Source organism: Flagellimonas sp., from assembly GCF_965215805.1.
GTDB lineage: Bacteria > Bacteroidota > Bacteroidia > Flavobacteriales > Flavobacteriaceae > Flagellimonas.
This window is the reverse complement of record NZ_OZ244124.1, coordinates 2,100,062-2,114,652: the sequence shown is the minus strand read 5'-3', so window position 1 is coordinate 2,114,652 and position 14,591 is coordinate 2,100,062. Positions and strand designations below refer to the sequence as shown.

Annotated in this window: 8 protein-coding genes; 1 reads left to right on the top strand and 7 read right to left on the bottom strand. The window is 47.2% G+C overall.

The features are described from left to right. Positions 1-161 precede the first annotated feature (161 nt). Together ACOOE0_RS09290 and ACOOE0_RS09285 are read right to left on the bottom strand one after the other, a co-directional pair. Positions 162-1,226: a FecR family protein gene (locus ACOOE0_RS09290; protein ID WP_420398651.1), complete on the bottom strand. Its 1,065-nt coding sequence runs from the start codon at positions 1,224-1,226 to the stop codon at positions 162-164. Between the two features lie 200 nt (positions 1,227-1,426). Beyond that, entirely contained in the window at positions 1,427-2,140 is a 714-nt protein-coding gene (locus ACOOE0_RS09285) for an RNA polymerase sigma factor (RefSeq protein WP_420398650.1), read from the bottom strand. Positions 2,141-2,744: 604 nt separating this feature from the next. Here ACOOE0_RS09285 and ACOOE0_RS09280 point away from each other — a divergent pair. Then, a complete protein-coding gene (locus ACOOE0_RS09280) occupies positions 2,745-3,998 on the top strand; it encodes an NRAMP family divalent metal transporter (protein ID WP_420402188.1) in 1,254 nt (417 codons plus the stop codon). Here the strand turns inward: ACOOE0_RS09280 and ACOOE0_RS09275 are convergent, their stop codons facing one another. The 5 genes from ACOOE0_RS09275 to fabD all read right to left on the bottom strand — a co-directional run bounded on the left by ACOOE0_RS09275 (position 3,999) and on the right by fabD (position 14,456). Beyond that, entirely contained in the window at positions 3,999-5,945 is a 1,947-nt protein-coding gene (locus tag ACOOE0_RS09275) for an OmpA family protein (protein ID WP_420402187.1), read from the bottom strand. Between the two features lie 2 nt (positions 5,946-5,947). Further along, entirely contained in the window at positions 5,948-6,871 is a 924-nt protein-coding gene (locus tag ACOOE0_RS09270; RefSeq protein WP_420402186.1) for a type IX secretion system membrane protein PorP/SprF, read from the bottom strand. Between the two features lie 73 nt (positions 6,872-6,944). Beyond that, positions 6,945-11,258, bottom strand: a complete 4,314-nt coding sequence (locus ACOOE0_RS09265; RefSeq protein WP_420402185.1) for a Calx-beta domain-containing protein — start codon at positions 11,256-11,258, stop codon at positions 6,945-6,947. Then, positions 11,152-13,356, bottom strand: coding sequence for a beta strand repeat-containing protein (locus tag ACOOE0_RS09260; RefSeq protein WP_420402184.1), 2,205 nt, complete (start codon positions 13,354-13,356; stop codon positions 11,152-11,154). The genes ACOOE0_RS09265 and ACOOE0_RS09260 overlap by 107 nt, the downstream gene beginning before the upstream one ends. Before the next feature lie 218 nt (positions 13,357-13,574). Next, positions 13,575-14,456: an ACP S-malonyltransferase gene (fabD, locus tag ACOOE0_RS09255; RefSeq protein ID WP_420402183.1), complete on the bottom strand. Its 882-nt coding sequence runs from the start codon at positions 14,454-14,456 to the stop codon at positions 13,575-13,577. Between the last annotated feature and the right edge of the window lie 135 nt (positions 14,457-14,591).

Below are 14,591 nucleotides of genomic sequence, written 5' to 3'. Positions count from 1 at the left end.
TGTACCTAAAGGACTGAGGTTAACAATTTTATTCATAATTTAGTTTTTTTTGTTAGTTGATGTTGCTGAACATAAGTTTTCAGCAATGTTTGCTTTAAGCCAGAGGATGTTGGCGCATCTTCTGGTTTTTTTGTGGTCTTTTTTATGTCATATAGTGCACTTTAGTTGATTATTATTTGATTTTCATTTTGCGTGGTATATTCAAAATCGGTTGTTTCCTTTATTATTTTCACCACATTCTCCACATCTTCCTTTAAATCCAAATAACCAGAGAATGTTTGGTCTTCCAGCTCCACATTGTTAATCACAATATCCACATTGTAGTATCTGGAAAGTCTTTTCATGATATGTTTTAGGTCATCACTCTTAAAGATAAATACACCCCTACGCCATGAAAAGTAGTTTTCCACATCTACCTTTCTGGCCGAAATCCTTTTGGCATTTTTGGTATAAACAGCTTGGGTGCCGGGAGCAATTTTCAACGCTTGTTTTTGCCCAAAGAAGGATTCCTCCCCATAGTGAATCTCAACACTTCCACTTTTAAGGGTTGTACTAATATTCCCATCATCCAGGTAGTTACTCACATTAAAGATGGTCCCCAATACTTCTATTTCATGGTTCTCCGCCTTTACAATGAAAGGTTGTTTCTCATTATGGGCCACCTCAAAAATACCTTCTCCTTCAAGGTAAACCTCTCTATTCTTGCCTTTGAAAATAACCGGGTATACCAGTTTAGATCCTGAATTCAACCAAACCTTGCTCCCATCGGACAACTCTATTTGAGAGCGTCTACCGTAAGGCACCAGAAGGGTGTTGTAAACAATTTCATTATTTTTCTCCGTAACCTGGTCAACCTCTTTTAAGGAGCCTATCTGCACCTTGCTCCCTGTATTGGAATATCTAATGTTGGTGTTGTCCTGATCTACATTGATGTTTGTCTCGTTGTCCAAGATCAATGTGACCTCCGTTGAGCTTCCCGCGTCCACTTTGGAACTGGTAGCCTTCACGTAGGACTCAATGGAAGTGGGATTATACACGGAGTTGTACAAATAAAAACCGGCGGATGCAATCAAAAGGACTGAAGCCGCAGTTCCAAATCCATACCTAACCCGTCTCTTAAAACGCTGGTACCTAAAAATGGAATGGGTGATTCTTTTCTTTAGGTGATCCTTCTCCTCTTGATTAATTTGAGCAGAGTGATTTTCTGTAGTTTCTTCTTTTCTCATTTTGTTCTCTGACGCCTTTGAAATCTACATCCATGGCAAATTCCAAAAGCTGCCCTTATTAATAAAAGCATTCAATACTTAGTTTATAGACAATTTTTTTAGATTTTTTTTAAGAAATCTTTAATTCCAGTGCTTCAAAATTGAGATTTTGAATAAAATCGGGTTGTCAAATACTAGTTACCCTACTAACTATCAAGACTTTATAAAAAGTAACTCACCAAAATAACTATGGGAAGAACAATATTTTTTCTTAGTGATTTAATTGCCCTATAAATGATGGTTCTGGAAGTTTCCACAGAAGTGTTCATTATTTCTGCGATTTCCTCATAGGATCTTTTCTCATAAAATCGCAAGGATAATCCTTTTTGCTGCCTTTTGGTAAGGAATTCCGTTGCTTTCAACAAGCTGTGACTTCTCAACCATTCATTTTCCATCTCTATAAGTTCCTCTTCTGGAGATGGGATGTGGTTTCGTTGATTATTTGGAAGTGGAGTTTCGTTGGTATAATACGTAAGCTTGCTTTTGTGCCGACGGATTATTTTTCTTTTCAGGGATGTCAGCAGGTAATACTTAACATTGGTGGTCACCGCCAATCGGGATTGATACTTGTATAAATCCAAAAAGAGATCGTGGATACAATCCATCACGTGGTTTCTATCCTCAGAAAACTGAATACCATATGAAAAAAGATCGTCAATGTAAATGTCATATACTTCGCCAAGGGCCAGGACATTTCCTTTCCTTATCTCATTCCATAAAGCTATTTCGTTCTTATTTTGGTTTTCCAACATAATCCGATCAATATACTTGAATTGCACCCCTATAATGGAGCACAACCAATACAGCATTGAATTGATACTATTCTTAGCGCGGAGCCATAAAAAGAAAACGGCTCCCCGAATTTCACCAAACATAGGGAAGTAAAGGTTCGATAAACACCTCTCATCCTGTTATTTGGTTAATGGAAGAAAATACATTCTTCCAAGCAGACCTTGATTAAGGGAAAAAAAGTCAACAGAAGTTTCCAGTCATAGTTTGAGTTAGTTTGAGTTAGATAGATTCATTGAGTTCCTGTATTTAGTGGTTTAATACCACATTAAATACATTGTTTTGAGTTAAATATTGATAAATATATAAAAATTGGCGGGATATTTTCTCACAAAAAAACTCAAAGCCGCATCTCTTTAGGAATTCCATACTCCTCAACATTTTTTCGATCAAATTACTCCGAATAGACCTGAAAGAAGCATTTTCCAGCAGTTTACTCAAACTGAACCAATTAAGTATTTTATGGATTTAACAATTCTTAAGCCAGGCGTATTTTCTAACAAAAAAAGAAATATTCCAAGGTTTTCTAAATGTTGATATCATAATCCAAAGCACTTTATGTTTTGCTCAGACCTATTAGTTCATTGCAGATTTCTGATCTCATTTTCAAATTCTACAGGATAATTCAGTCGGCTATTTTCCTTGTCTCAACAAAAAAGTTATTTTCGTTGCCAACACGTATTGATATTCATGTCAAAAATTAGGGTGCTTCTCAAAAATCTGGGGCCTGGATTGCTTTTTGCCAGTATGGCCATTGGCACCTCACATTTGGTATTGTCCACAAAGGCTGGTGCACAATATGGTTGGATCATGATCGTACCCATCGTGCTGGCTAATGTACTTAAATATCCTTTTTTTGAATTTGGCATTCGGTATACTTCCGTAACCGATCAAAGTCTTATCCAGGGCTATTTAAACATGGGCAGAAAGTACCTGTGGATTTACGCCTTGGTGACCGTAGTCTCCACATTTACCATTCTGGCCGCTCTCTATGTGGTAACGGCGGGCTTGTTAATGAATTTGTTTGGTATTACTGAAGTTGGAGAGGGTTTTGTAGCACTCTGCCTCTTCATTTTTATTGGTTCGCTTTTGATCATCGGTAAATATCGATTTCTTGAAAACTCCCTCAAAGCGGTGATTTCCATTTTGTTTGTGGCCCTTTTAATCACTACTGTGATGGTCGTCCATAAAGGTGCTGTTCCAGGTTCGGAAACCTACCAAAGACCTGAAATATTCAATGAGGTGGGGGTTTTGTTCCTGATCAGTCTTGTGGGGTGGATGCCAACTGCCGTGGAGGCATCGGGATGGGTGAGCTTGTGGAGTATCGAGAACCAAAAGGGCATGAAGGAAAAGCCGACCTTAAAAGAGGCACTACAAGAGTTTAATGTGGGCTACGTAATGACCGCAATCCTGGCAGTTTTCTTCTTGATTATCGGTTGGATGACCTTATACGGAACTGGAACGGAGCTAAGCGGAAAAGCCGCAGTATTTGCAGATCAAGTTGTTAACCTGTTTACCACCCATATTGGAAATTGGGCCTACTTTCTTATTGCGGTAGCCGCTTTCGCCACTATGTTCAGTACCTGCATGACGGCCCATGATGCAGTTTCAAGGGTGAGTTTGGACGTTTTGCAAAAGCTATTTCCCAAAAGGCCCGTATTTAGTCATAAAAACTCTTTTGCCGTTACCGTAATCCTAATGGCGGTAATCAATTGGATCGTTATTGCCGGTTTTGGAGCCAATATGGGCAACTTGGTAGCTCTGGCCACTTTCGTTTCCTTTGTAATGGCCCCATTAATTGGCTGGATGAACCTTAAAACGGTAATGGGTAAAGATGTTCCAGTTGCGCAAAGACCCAAAAGAGGTTTGCGGTTCCTAACTTATCTGGGAATGATTTTTTTATTGGTATTTGCGCTGTACTATTGTTGGATGCTGATCCGGTGATCAATTGAACAACAAATTATCGTTCAACACCACAATGAGCGACCGCTGGTTTCGTTTGTGTAAGACTTCCAAACAATATACCCCGTTGGTACAGTTATTCAGAATATTATTTTCCCCATGTCCAATGGAGTATAAAACGCTGGTTTCCGGCACTCCATTTTGAATCAGGTAGCTTTTTATGGCATCAGACCTCCCTTGTGTCAATCTAAAATTGGTACTGCTTCCCCCTCTACTATCCGTATAGGTTTCAATTCTTAGTTGTACAAAGGGAAAGTCCTTTACAAAGGCTACCACCTTGTCCAATTCGGTTTTGATTTCTTGGGTAAGTTGGGTTCTTCCACGGCCAAAATAGAAATCCTTCAGTTTTACAACAGTCTGCCCTTCCCTTTCCTCCACAAGATCATCATATGCTGCCAATTGAACATCATGGCTATTGCCTTCCATGGCTTCCAATTCTTTCTCACTAAACTGTTGTGAGGTTTCGGAAAAACGATCTTTTACCGCTTTCAAAACCAGCTCCTTTGTCCATGGAATTTCCAATCGATAACTTCCATCCTCATCTGAATAGGTTTCAGCCAAGAGATTTCCAACTGTATCCACCAATTGAACCGCAGCTTTGCCCACCACTTCTGTTGGTTTGTTCGATTTTACAACCTTCCCCTTTACAATCAAGGTTCTAAGTCCTGGTTTTTCATCTACCATAAACCCATAAAGGTCATCATTTCCTTTTCCGCCAGGTCTGTTGGAAGAAAAATACCCCAAAAGGCCATCGCCATCGTTACGCATGATGAATCCAAAATCATCTTTGGAGGAGTTGATTCCCTCACCCAGATTAATGGGGATGCTAAAACCGCTACCCTCCATATTGGATTTATAGATGTCCATTCCCCCTAAACCATAAAAAACATCAGAAGAAAAATAGAAACTGTTTTCAAAAATAAAAGGGGCTATTTCATTCCCTGGGGAATTTATTCTTGGACCAAGATTTATTGGAGCCGACATGATCTGCCCCCTATTGGTATGCACATAATAGATGTCTGTACCGCCATAACCATCTTCAAAGTTAGCCGAAAAATAAAGCTTGTCATCTTTATCATCATAGAAGGGGTAATAAAAAGAGGTGCTTAAATCTTTTAATAAGAGGTAAAAAGGTCCTTCCTTGGCCTGCATCCCAATCGCCAAGGCATTTTTCCCGTTCTCATCAAAACTTAATTCGCCATTTTGGGTGTTGGAGAGGACGTAAAACACACTTTCCAATTTTTCTGTATAGTAGGGTGTGGCCTTGTGATATTTTGAAGTGGGTATTCCTGTAAATGCAGTGGCTGTGGAAAACTGTCCGTTCGGTTGCAATGTCCCCTCATAAATATTCAAATACCCTTCCCCCGTGGGAACATATCTCCGTTTCTTGTCTTGGGACCTTGCACTTGAGAAAAGCAATTTATCACCATAAAATGTAGGCGAAAAATCAGATTGTGGACTGTTCCCTTCCAAATTGAATATTCGGAAATCCATAATTTCCGAGGGGTCGGTGCCCGCCAATAATTGGGTGTTGAACTCCAAGTTTTGCAAAAACTCTTTTTCAAAATTGGTTGATTTTGTGGCCAAAAAAGCTTCCGTGCGTTCTTTGTTGGAAGTTCTGGCAAAACTTTGCAACATTTTATTAAAGTGATGATTGCCCAACAGCGTATCTTGCTTGTACAACTTCATATAGGCTTCAGAAGCCTTTTCAAAATTGTTGGTTTTATAGTAGGAATCCGCCAGGTTCAGATATTGTTCCAAGGACAAGGTCCCCTCAGCCAAATCCGCTTCGTAGGCGGTCACCGCTTTTTGGTATTCGTATTGAAAAAAGTAATCATCGCCCTTGGACTTTTTGGACTGGCCGCTACCCACAACCATACCCAACAAAAAGGTAAATAAAACGGGGAATATTTTTTTGACTTTAAACATAGCTAGAAAAATCTGGGGGAATCTATTTGTTTAGGTTTACCTTTTAATTTTCTGTCCTTGTTCTTTGTTCGTGGACCTCTGTTGCTTCCTTCACGTCCAATATAAAACTTTAAAATAGCTTCATGTGACCCTCCTGTAAAATCTCCAAGACCATTGGTATTGTAATCATAGGAGTACCCGATAAAAAGCGAGTTGGAAACCTGAAACCCGGCCAAACCACTTAGGGCATTATCAAATCTATACGATGCACCGACAGTCAATGCATCAATGAACTGAAAGTTAGCGGATAAATTAACCGTAACGGGTGCTCCCTGAAGGTAATTTAATAAAAATGCCGGTTTAAATTTGGTTCTATCAGCAATCTGAAATACATATCCTCCAATAAAATGATACTGCCAACTACCTTCCACCACAGTGGCAACCTCCTCATTATAGAGCCCTTCTGTTAAGAAATTGGGCACTGAAAGCCCCAGATACCAGTCTTCTTCATACATAAACAACCCAGCTCCCACAGTTGGATAAAAGTTGCTGTAATTCTCCCCAAGAATAGTGGGATCGGAAGGATCAACAAAACTTCCCTCGGAATAATCCAAGCTTAGAAATGATCCCCCAGCAACCATTCCAAATGATAGTTTGGTGATATCCGAAAGGCTGATCTCATAACTATACGAAACATTGGCATAAGTCTGTTTGGACGGTCCCAATTCATCAAGTACCACATTAAGCCCCAATCCAGAGCGTTCATTGGCCAATGGAACATTGGCCCCAAACCTCATGGTGGTTGGTGCCCCTGGAATATCTACCCATTGGGCGCGGTATAGGCCAGAAATCTCTGGAGTCTCAACAGACCCCACGTACCCAGGGTTGAAACTTCCAATATTATACATGTACTGGGTGTATTGCGGCTCCTTTTGTGCGTAACCCATACCCAAAACAGCCATGAATGTTAACGCGAAAAACCTATATGTCTTTGAACCAAAAGTTTTGGGCATATTCAGCTTATCTAATTATTTGAATCCAACCTTTAACAATTTCTGTGCCATCTCCCTGAAGGTCCAGGACATAAAAATAGGTGCCATCGGGAACATCCCCACTACCTCTTGTACCATCCCATGAACTGTCGTATCCTGTCATTTCAAAAACACTATTGCCATAGCGATCAAAAATTTGGAGGTTGTTTTGAGGGAAATCCTGATGGTTGACTAGGACCAAAGTATTATTTATTCCATCACCATTAGGTGAAAATATGTTGCACAAGGTTCCAGGGGTTTGACATGGACTGCGGTTGGCTTGCACCGAAACGGATGCCGTATTGTTGGATGCCACCCCATCCGTAGGAAAGGAACTTGTTATAGTTGCTGTATTTTGAAGGGTTCCGGCAACCAAAACCGTTACCGTGATTTCCAGGGTGATGACTTCTTCTGGACCCATTTCATCAATGGACCATACTCCCGTGATTTGATCATACGCTCCACCGGAGGCAGTATGGGAAACATACTGAAAGCCAGCATCGGTAGAAATCAAATCGTTGACCACAATATCCAAAACCCTATCCATGGTTGTATTCTCCAAGGTAAGCGTAAATGTTATATTCGTTTGCAATAGCGGTGTTGCATTATCCACCTCTTTGCTTATCGCCAAATCAATATCTGCTGGATTACAATCAGGAGTAAGGAATGGATCACAGCTATCCAATGGATCCGATGCGTTTTCTGGAATTGCCGTTGTATTGGGGTCATCCACCACCAAAACTTCTTCCCCATCCGTTAATCCATCCCCGTCGGTATCTGTGTTGTTGGGGTCCGTACCCAAACTGGCTTCCTCCCCATCTGTTAGTCCGTCACCATCCGAATCAATAATACAGTCACTTACCGCGATGGTTACCTGCACAGAAGTATTTACACAAGGGGCAACAGCACCTGTTGTGGTAAACTCAAATACGTAATCCCCTGCAGCTAGGCCTTCAAAGTCCACATTGTTTTCGGAATCAATAACAAGTGTCCCTCCAGATGGATCGGTAACAATAGACCATGTTCCCTCTCCTTCGCCCGTCAAGGTATCATCCAAGTCGATAATTGTAGGTCCTCCGTTTCCAGCAGTATTACAAGCAATGGTATTGGTAGGAGTCCCAGTGGCAGGGTTCGGGTTGATTGTGGCCACTACCTCTGTTCTCACGGAATTACAACCGTTGGCTGAAGCTTCAACAAAGAAGGAAGTGGTTTCCGTAATTGTAGGGGTTTCAAAAGTGTCACCATTACCTAGGAAAGTTCCTCCTGTTGCGCTATCATACCAATTTAACAAAGCATCATCGGTAGTTGAAGCTGTAAGGGTCAAAGTACCCTCCCCGCATCTGGAAGCTCCTGATGAACTTAGGACAACAGGGGTGTTGTTCAATACCAAGGTCACTGTTAAGGTTGGACTGGCGCACCCATTTACTTCATCATAAAAGAAACCAAAATAAGATCCAGGAGCAATAACAATGCTACTTCTGTGTGCAATGGTTTCCAAAGGATCGGGATTGGTACTCCAAGTGAGCACACTTCCAGCAGGAGCTGTGTCAGTTACATAATCATTTAAATCAGCAGAAACCACATCGCAGAAATCCGTGGGTTGCGAAGTATCCAAGACGGGTGCTGTGTCCCCTGCATCACAAGGAGTGGAGCAATCAATAACGGTCACTGTCAAGGTGGAAACTTGGTTCACACATGGTGCAACCGCACCTGTTGTTGTGTAACTAAACTCGTAATCTCCTTCAGGCTGACCATTAAAGTTCACAATATTACTTGCGTTGATGGTTATTGAAGCACCTCCTGGAGCATTGGACAAAGACCAAGTTCCAGCATCCGCTCCAGTTAATTGATCATCCAAATCCACAATACTATTGCCGTCTGCAGAATTGCTACAGGCTGAAATGTTGGTTGTTGTACCTGCTGAAGGAGTACTGTTTGAAACCAAGGTAATTGTCAATGTTGGGCTGGCGCAATTGTTAAGGGCGTCGTAGAAAAATCCAAAATAAGTACCGGCAGTACTAACCGTGCTTGTAAGCAGAAAATCAGCATCCACTGATGTATCCGAATTGGTACTCCATCTAAGATCCGATCCCGCAGGTGGAATGCTTATGACGTAATCATCCAAATCCTGCACAAAAGCGTCACAAAAGGTAGTAATTACAGAGCCATCTTGCACGGGAGCTGTTGTCCCGGCAGCGCAGCTATCATCGTTGTTTATCGTGACAACACCGGTATCCGTTATATCCACTGGTAAGGTGGTACTACCCAAATTTTGCATGGAAATGTTTACCGTTTCATCACCTTCTATAGCCGAATCAACTGTAGGTGTAATGCTAAAATTTTCAATTTCTCCGGCGGTTCCATCAAAATTTAGGGTTTGCAATAGACCTGTATAATCATTGTCTGCTGTAGTAGCAGTCCCATCATCGGAAAAAACCTGAACGGAAAAACCACCAGTTACTTGCAAATCCAAAGTAGCAGAAAGCTGAATAGCTCCATCATCCTCATTTCCAGAGGCATTGGCAATGGTTACCGTAGCTGTGTCATCGCTCTCTATCGTCACGTCGGCACTGCTGGGGGTCCCGACAGTATAGCCCGTGCCCGCGTCAAGGGTCACCGTCACCGTCTCGTCCGCCTCAACGTCGCCGTCGTCTATAGGGGTCAATAGTATCGTCGCGCTGCTGGCCAGGTTCGCTATGTCGACACTGCCCGTGAGCGCAACAAAGTCGCTGCCCGAGGTCGCGTCCCCGCTGACCGTGTAATCGACCGTTATCGCACCGCCGCTGGTGTTCGCAACGTCAAGGCTAACCGTATATTCGCCCGTGGTCGTGCCAGCCTCGGTCGCCGTACCGTCCGTCGCCGTTATCGTGGCGACAGGGTCGGGGGCCACATCGTCGCTCTCTATCGTCACGTCGGCACTGCTGGGGGTCCCGACAGTATAGCCCGTGCCCGCGTCAAGGGTCACCGTCACCGTCTCGTCCGCCTCAACGTCGCCGTCGTCTATAGGGGTCAATAGTATCGTCGCGCTGCTGGCCAGGTTCGCTATGTCGACACTGCCCGTGAGCGCAACAAAGTCGCTGCCCGAGGTCGCGTCCCCGCTGACCGTGTAATCGACCGTTATCGCACCGCCGCTGGTGTTCGCAACGTCAAGGCTAACCGTATATTCGCCCGTGGTCGTGCCAGCCTCGGTCGCCGTACCGTCCGTCGCCGTTATCGTGGCGACAGGGTCGGGGGCCACATCGTCGCTCTCTATCGTCACGTCGGCACTGCTGGGGGTCCCGACAGTATAGCCCGTGCCCGCGTCAAGGGTCACCGTCACCGTCTCGTCCGCCTCAACGTCGCCGTCGTCTATAGGGGTCAATAGTATCGTCGCGCTGCTGGCCAGGTTCGCTATGTCGACACTGCCCGTGAGCGCAACAAAGTCGCTGCCCGAGGTCGCGTCCCCGCTGACCGTGTAATCGACCGTTATCGCACCGCCGCTGGTGTTCGCAACGTCAAGGCTAACCGTATATTCGCCCGTGGTCGTGCCAGCCTCGGTCGCCGTACCGTCCGTCGCCGTTATCGTGGCGACAGGGTCGGGGGCCACATCGTCGCTCTCTATCGTCACGTCGGCACTGCTGGGGGTCCCGACAGTATAGCCCGTGCCCGCGTCAAGGGTCACCGTCACCGTCTCGTCCGCCTCAACGTCGCCGTCGTCTATAGGGGTCAATAGTATCGTCGCGCTGCTGGCCAGGTTCGCTATGTCGACACTGCCCGTGAGCGCAACAAAGTCGCTGCCCGAGGTCGCGTCCCCGCTGACCGTGTAATCGACCGTTATCGCACCGCCGCTGGTGTTCGCAACGTCAAGGCTAACCGTATATTCGCCCGTGGTCGTGCCAGCCTCGGTCGCCGTACCGTCCGTCGCCGTTATCGTGGCGACAGGGTCGGGGGCCACATCGTCGCTCTCTATCGTCACGTCGGCACTGCTGGGGGTCCCGACAGTATAGCCCGTGCCCGCGTCAAGGGTCACCGTCACCGTCTCGTCCGCCTCAACGTCGCCGTCGTCTATAGGGGTCAATAGTATCGTCGCGCTGCTGGCCAGGTTCGCTATGTCGACACTGCCCGTGAGCGCAACAAAGTCGCTGCCCGAGGTCGCGTCCCCGCTGACCGTGTAATCGACCGTTATCGCACCGCCGCTGGTGTTCGCAACGTCAAGGCTAACCGTATATTCGCCCGTGGTCGTGCCAGCCTCGGTCGCCGTACCGTCCGTCGCCGTTATCGTGGCGACAGGGTCGGGGGCCACATCGTCGCTCTCTATCGTCACGGGCACTGCTGGGGGTCCCGACAGTATAGCCCGTGCCCGCGTCAAGGGTCACCGTCACCGTCTCGTCCGCCTCAACGTCGCCGTCGTCTATAGGGGTCAATAGTATCGTCGCGCTGCTGGCCAGGTTCGCTATGTCGACACTGCCCGTGAGCGCAACAAAGTCGCTGCCCGAGGTCGCGTCCCCGCTGACCGTGTAATCGACCGTTATCGCACCGCCGCTGGTGTTCGCAACGTCAAGGCTAACCGTATATTCGCCCGTGGTCGTGCCAGCCTCGGTCGCCGTACCGTCCGTCGCCGTTATCGTGGCGACAGGGTCGGGGGCCACATCGTCGCTCTCTATCGTCACGTCGGCACTGCTGGGGGTCCCGACAGTATAGCCCGTGCCCGCGTCAAGGGTCACCGTCACCGTCTCGTCCGCCTCAACGTCGCCGTCGTCTATAGGGGTCAATAGTATCGTCGCGCTGCTGGCCAGGTTCGCTATGTCGACACTGCCCGTGAGCGCAACAAAGTCGCTGCCCGAGGTCGCGTCCCCGCTGACCGTGTAATCGACCGTTATCGCACCGCCGCTGGTGTTCGCAACGTCAAGGCTAACCGTATATTCGCCCGTGGTCGTGCCAGCCTCGGTCGCCGTACCGTCCGTCGCCGTTATCGTGGCGACAGGGTCGGGGGCCACATCGTCGCTCTCTATCGTCACGTCGGCACTGCTGGGGGTCCCGACAGTATAGCCCGTGCCCGCGTCAAGGGTCACCGTCACCGTCTCGTCCGCCTCAACGTCGCCGTCGTCTATAGGGGTCAATAGTATCGTCGCGCTGCTGGCCAGGTTCGCTATGTCGACACTGCCCGTGAGCGCAACAAAGTCGCTGCCCGAGGTCGCGTCCCCGCTGACCGTGTAATCGACCGTTATCGCACCGCCGCTGGTGTTCGCAACGTCAAGGCTAACCGTATATTCGCCCGTGGTCGTGCCAGCCTCGGTCGCCGTACCGTCCGTCGCCGTTATCGTGGCGACAGGGTCGGGGGCCACATCGTCGCTCTCTATCGTCACGTCGGCACTGCTGGGGGTCCCGACAGTATAGCCCGTGCCCGCGTCAAGGGTCACCGTCACCGTCTCGTCCGCCTCAACGTCGCCGTCGTCTATAGGGGTCAATAGTATCGTCGCGCTGCTGGCCAGGTTCGCTATGTCGACACTGCCCGTGAGCGCAACAAAGTCGCTGCCCGAGGTCGCGTCCCCGCTGACCGTGTAATCGACCGTTATCGCACCGCCGCTGGTGTTCGCAACGTCAAGGCTAACCGTATATTCGCCCGTGGTCGTGCCAGCCTCGGTCGCCGTACCGTCCGTCGCCGTTATCGTGGCGACAGGGTCGGGGGCCACATCGTCGCTCTCTATCGTCACGTCGGCACTGCTGGGGGTCCCGACAGTATAGCCCGTGCCCGCGTCAAGGGTCACCGTCACCGTCTCGTCCGCCTCAACGTCGCCGTCGTCTATAGGGGTCAATAGTATCGTCGCGCTGCTGGCCAGGTTCGCTATGTCGACACTGCCCGTGAGCGCAACAAAGTCGCTGCCCGAGGTCGCGTCCCCGCTGACCGTGTAATCGACCGTTATCGCACCGCCGCTGGTGTTCGCAACGTCAAGGCTAACCGTATATTCGCCCGTGGTCGTGCCAGCCTCGGTCGCCGTACCGTCCGTCGCCGTTATCGTGGCGACAGGGTCGGGGGCCACATCGTCGCTCTCTATCGTCACGTCGGCACTGCTGGGGGTCCCGACAGTATAGCCCGTGCCCGCGTCAAGGGTCACCGTCACCGTCTCGTCCGCCTCAACGTCGCCGTCGTCTATAGGGGTCAATAGTATCGTCGCGCTGCTGGCCAGGTTCGCTATGTCGACACTGCCCGTGAGCGCAACAAAGTCGCTGCCCGAGGTCGCGTCCCCGCTGACCGTGTAATCGACCGTTATCGCACCGCCGCTGGTGTTCGCAACGTCAAGGCTAACCGTATATTCGCCCGTGGTCGTGCCAGCCTCGGTCGCCGTACCGTCCGTCGCCGTTATCGTGGCAATTTGGCCATGACCTACACCAACAGCTAAAAGAAAAATTACTAATAACAAGTTTTTTCTTCCGACAAGAAAGGAATTAGTGCTCCGTGAGGTTTTTTCTAAGAAGGTTAACATTACCTATTCAAGATTATAAGCTGGGTTTTTATGCCACAATAGGTAGGTTAATTGGGAAGAATCAATATTACTAAAAAATAAAGGAAGCCCCCAAAATTGTGGATTAAATCTAGGTTTATTGGCTGAACTGTAGTAATTCGTGGATAAATAGTATGCTAGAGGACAGCGGATGATGTCTCAACCCCTGAGTCAATTTTCTTTACCAAACCTTGTAATACTTTGCCTGGACCAACTTCTACAAAAGTATTTCCCCCATCCTTGATCATTTGTTGTATGCTCTGCGTCCATTTGACCGGGGCAGTAAGCTGTAGCATTAGATTGTTTTTAATCTCAGAGGCACTGGTCACAGCAGTAGTAGGAACATTTTGGTAGATGGGACAATTTGGTTCATTAAAATTGGTAGCGTCTATTGCTGCTGCCAATTCTTCCCTAGCCGGCTCCATCAATGGGGAATGGAAAGCACCCCCAACCGGAAGCAACAATGCCCTTCTGGCTCCTGCCTCCTTCATCTTTTCACAGGCTTCATTTACAGCTTCCACATCACCTGAAATAACAAGCTGTCCAGGACAATTATAATTTGCGGGTACAACAATACCATCAATACTATCGCATATTTCTTCCACTACCTCATCCGCCAAGCTTAACACAGCTGCCATAGTACTGGGTTTTAGCTCACAGGCATTTTGCATGGCCAAGGCACGCTGGCTAACCAATTTGAGTCCATCCTCAAAATTTAGGGTTCCATTGGCAACCAATGCGGAAAACTCCCCTAAAGAGTGGCCTGCAACCATTTCAGGTTTAAATGCATCACCCAACACCTTACTAAGTATTACTGAATGTAAAAAAATTGCGGGTTGGGTAACTTTGGTTTGCTTCAGGTCATCTGCTGTACCTTCAAACATTATATCTGTGATGGAGAACCCTAAAATATCGTTGGCTTGTTCAAATAATTCTTGTGCCAAGGAGTGGTTTTCATAAAGATCCAGCCCCATTCCAACAAATTGGGCGCCTTGTCCGGGAAATATATGTGCTTTCATTATAGTCTGGTTTTGATTCTGCTAAAATAGGGATATTTTGAAATGTTACAGCGCATTTTTGACGAGGAGTTGTGGGTTGTGGGCAAAGGGCCAGGGGATGCTGGATGATGGGTGTTAGGTCATGGGTCATGGGTC

Bases quoted from the DNA above. Each gene is read 5' to 3' on its own strand.
- ACOOE0_RS09290 (WP_420398651.1), bottom strand. From the start codon at position 1,226: ATGAGAAAAGAAGAAACTACAGAAAATCACTCTGCTCAAATTAATCAA.
- ACOOE0_RS09285 (WP_420398650.1), bottom strand. From the start codon at position 2,140: ATGTTTGGTGAAATTCGGGGAGCCGTTTTCTTTTTATGGCTCCGCGCT.
- ACOOE0_RS09280 (WP_420402188.1), top strand. From the start codon at position 2,745: ATGTCAAAAATTAGGGTGCTTCTCAAAAATCTGGGGCCTGGATTGCTT.
- ACOOE0_RS09275 (WP_420402187.1), bottom strand. From the start codon at position 5,945: ATGTTTAAAGTCAAAAAAATATTCCCCGTTTTATTTACCTTTTTGTTG.
- ACOOE0_RS09270 (WP_420402186.1), bottom strand. From the start codon at position 6,871: ATGGGTTACGCACAAAAGGAGCCGCAATACACCCAGTACATGTATAAT.
- fabD (WP_420402183.1), bottom strand. From the start codon at position 14,456: ATGAAAGCACATATATTTCCCGGACAAGGCGCCCAATTTGTTGGAATG.